The sequence below is a fragment of the Faunimonas sp. B44 genome (assembly GCF_052655945.1).
Genome location: NZ_JBQYEX010000039.1, coordinates 1 through 3,694 on the forward strand (window position 1 = coordinate 1; position 3,694 = coordinate 3,694).

Genomic DNA, 3,694 nt, shown 5'->3' on the forward strand with positions numbered 1-3,694 from the left:
ATAGCTCGGGGACGAGCACCTGTTCGACATAGGCCTCGAAGGCGTCGCGGTTGATGGCGCCGGGCAGTACGAACGGCGCAATCATGCCGCGCACGGTCAGTGCGCCGACGAAGGTCGTCGTCTTCCAGTGGCCGTGGGGAAAGCCCATGCGCAGGCGCTCGCCGCGCCGGCAGCGTCCGTGCGTGCGGGCCATGTTGGTCGTGGCCCAGGTTTCGTCGATGAACACCAGCCGCTCGGGATCGAGATCGATCTGGCCGTCGAACCACGCCTGCCGACGTCTCAGGACGTCCGGCCGGTCCTGCTCGGTCGCGTGGCCGGTCTTTTATGGGATGGCCCGCCCCTCCTCTTCCGTCGGCGATAGGCTGATGCGGACTCTGGAGGGAGGAGTGGACGATGACGATAACAGTGCTCGGAATTGATCTGGGCAAGAACAGCTGCAGCGTCGCGGGTTTGGACGAGATGGGTCGGGTTATCCTGCGGCGCAGGCTGAACCGGGATGGCATCGTCCGGCTCGCTGCGAAGCTGCCGGCCTGCGTGATGGCAATGGAGGCCTGCTGCGGCGCACACCACCTCGGCCGCGTGCTGCGCGACCAGGGTCACGAGGTCCGGCTGATGTCGCCGGAGTACGTGCAGCCCTACGTAAAGGCGCAGAAGAACGATGAGCGGGATGCCGAGGCGATCGCCGAGGCCGCGACCAGGCCGACGATGCGGTTTGTCGAGCTGAAGAGCGAAGCCGAGCTCGATGCCCAGATCCTGCACCGGGCTCGGACTCGTCTTGTCGGCCAGCGGACGGCGTTGATCAACCAGCTCCGTGCCGTGCTCCTCGAGCGCGGCATCGTAATTGCGAAGGGCCGCCGGCAGCTCGAGCTGCGGCTGGCCGAGATGCTGGACGACGCGGGTGCGCGGCCCCTGACGCTGAGCGCACGCACCCGGCTCTTGATCGAGGACATGCGCCTGGAGTGGTCTGAGCTGGACCGCCGCATCGCCGCGCTCACGGCCGAGTTCGTGGCTCAAGCACGGGACGATCAGGTGGCTCGACGCCTCACCACAATTCCGGGCTTCGGCGCGTTGAACGCCACCGCGCTGGTCGCAGCGATCGGCATGGGGGAGACGTTCCGATCGGCGCGGGACCTCGCGGCCTGGCTCGGCCTCGTGCCCCGGCAGGCGACAACGGGCGGCAAGCCACGGCTCCTCGGCATCACCAAGCGGGGCAACGCCTACTTGCGTACGCTCCTGATCCACGGCGCGCGGGCGGCGCTGCCGTCGCTCTCAGCGAGTTCGACCGCAATGGGAGAGTGGCTGCGCGCCCTCCTGGGACGCGCTCACAAGAACAAGGTCGTAGTGGCGCTCGCCGGCAAGCTGGCGCGGACCGCCTGGGCGGTGCTCCGCTCGGGCGAGATCTATGCGGCCAAGGAAGGTCGGCCGGCGACGGCCTGAACGAGACCGGTCGCTCGGGCGGCCCGGCCCGGCGATCGACGAAGTCTGCGGGCGGTGAACGTGAGATGGCCTGACGGTTGATCCGGCACCCTGAGACCCTGGCGCAAAAGATGGCGCTCGACGCCGTGTCTTTTGTGAGGATCAGGGTGCGCGGACTCCATCTTGGCCGGGGCACGGCCCCGAGACCGGATACGTCGGCGCAGACTGGTCAGGACATCTCACAAGAGCCGCTTGCGGACGGGGCGGGCCATACGTTTTTGCGCGTGAGGCCATGACGGCGGAAGAACCGCTGCAACGTGCCGTAGCCGAAGGCATGGCCGCGCTCGGCCAACGCCGCGCGCAGCTCCTCCGTGGTGATGTCCGGCGTCGAATCCAGCAGCGCCTTGATCAACGCGCCTTGGGCCTCGATTCGGGCCGAGCGGCGGTCGCCGCCGAGCGCGCCGGGGCGCGGCTCGCCCTTGCTCCGCGCCAGCGCCCGCCACCGGCTGACGCTCGCGGCGCTGACGCCGAACCGCTCCGCCGCGGCGCGGTGGCTCGCACCCTCCGCCACCGCCTTCAACACACGGACACGAAGATCGAGGGACAGCGCTTTCACCATGACCGCCGGCCTCCTCTCCGGCGGACAGGTTGAATCAGAACCGGCCTTCCCTGGGAATCCCCAACGATTCAATCAGCTGGGCCGACGCTCTAGCTTGAGCTGGGAAGTTCGGGCGGCGCCGGCAGTTCGGCGAACGAAATCAGGCGCTGCCGGTCTTCGTCCCAGAGAACCAGTCGAACGCTTTCCAGGCTCTCCCTCAGTGTCAGCCGGCTTATGGTCTGAAGGGACGGAAAGTCACGCATCACCTCGGGCAGGCGGTAATACGGAATTCGGCTTGCCAAGTGATGCACGTGGTGCACGCCGATATTCGCGGTGAACCAGCGAAGCCAGACAGGCAGATCGTAGTACGAGCTCCCATGAAGCGCCGCTTCTTGCGCATTCCAATCCGCGTGCCGCTTCCACAGCGTCTCCTCGAACTGGTGCTGAACGTAGAAGAGCCAGACCCCCATCGAACTCGCCAGCAGAGCCACCGGAACGTAGAGCAGGAGGAAACTTGAAAGCCCCAGCGCCCACATCAGCAGAATGGCAGCGAGGGCGATGGCCCCGTTCGTTGTCATCGTGCTGATCCAGGGTTGCCACCCCCCTCGCATCAGCCCGACCGGCAGCCGGTACTGCATGAAGAACAGCCAGAAAGGCCCGAGACCGAACATGACCAATGGATGACGATAAAAGCGGTAGCGGAGACGGGACCACCGCGATAGCGCCTGGTACTCGCAGACCGTAAGGGTATCGATGTCGCCGATACCGCGGCGATCCAGATTGCCTGCGCCCGCGTGATGGGCGGCATGCGTGCGGCGCCAGTAGTCATACGGCGTCAGCGTCAGAATACCGATGACACGACCGACCCAGTCATTGACGCGGCGCGAACGGAAGAATGCTCCATGACCGCAGTCATGTTGGATCATGAAAAGCCTGAGAAGAAAACCAGCCGCGGGCAGCACGGTCAGTCCATAGAGCCAGACACTACCAAGCTGCAGGCCGAACCACATCAGCGTCCATAACGCGAGGAGGGGGACCACCGTTATCGAAAGCTCAAGGAGACTGCGAGCTGTACTCGGCTCGCGATAGCGCAGGAGAGCTCGGGTGAGCTGCCGTGCATTTGTGATAGGATCAGCAGCGTTGATGGTGCTGAGTGAAAAATCGGTCATACGAGCAATCGGGCCTCCTTGGGCAGAAACGCCGCCAGCGCGATGCGCTGCGGCCAAACAACTGCGCAATAACAACCAGGTCCGCCGATCGCCAGTCGCACGCGCCAATCTCACAGGACACTCGCGTCGGGCGGGTAACAAGTGGCGGCATAGCACGGGACCTTCAACCTGCACCACCCACTTCAACTATCACGGCTGACCGTGTGCCTGTCTCTCCGGCAAGAACTGCCGGGGCCAGGCCTGGTGGGCCGTCTCGGCAATCGGCCCGCCTCCCGAGAGCTGGATCAGGCCCATCTCAACCTGCCCGGGAGACATTTCGGCCGCGGCCGGGCTGCGGGGGCGGAAAGAACCGCGCGGAAAGGCGTCATCCGTTTAGCCCCATGGGCCTGCCAATCATCCCATCTTCGTCATCGTGCGCCGGGTCGGCTATGTGCGGTGGCCTCTGGATTGCGTTGGAGGATACGCCGTCTTGGCTTCGTCCTCGATCAGTTCGCGGGCTCGGTGCCAGTAT

The 3,694-nt window shown here is 65.6% G+C and carries 2 protein-coding genes and 2 pseudogenes; 1 reads left to right on the top strand and 3 read right to left on the bottom strand.

All coding sequences use genetic code 11. The annotated features are described in order from the left end of the window. Positions 1-322 (bottom strand): annotated as a pseudogene (locus ACUN0C_RS20050) (transposase); the annotation flags it as partial. A 71-nt stretch (positions 323-393) separates the two neighbouring features. Between ACUN0C_RS20050 and ACUN0C_RS20055 the strand changes: the two are divergent. Then, entirely contained in the window at positions 394-1,437 is a 1,044-nt protein-coding gene (locus tag ACUN0C_RS20055; protein ID WP_445468177.1) for an IS110 family transposase, read from the top strand. Positions 1,438-1,693: 256 nt separating this feature from the next. Here ACUN0C_RS20055 and ACUN0C_RS20060 read toward each other — a convergent pair. Together ACUN0C_RS20060 and ACUN0C_RS20065 are read right to left on the bottom strand one after the other, a co-directional pair. Continuing rightward, positions 1,694-2,035: pseudogene (locus ACUN0C_RS20060) on the bottom strand (helix-turn-helix domain-containing protein); the annotation flags it as partial. 89 nt (positions 2,036-2,124) lie between these two features. Continuing rightward, positions 2,125-3,183, bottom strand: coding sequence for a fatty acid desaturase (locus tag ACUN0C_RS20065; RefSeq protein WP_445468178.1), 1,059 nt, complete (start codon positions 3,181-3,183; stop codon positions 2,125-2,127). Positions 3,184-3,694 lie beyond the last annotated feature (511 nt).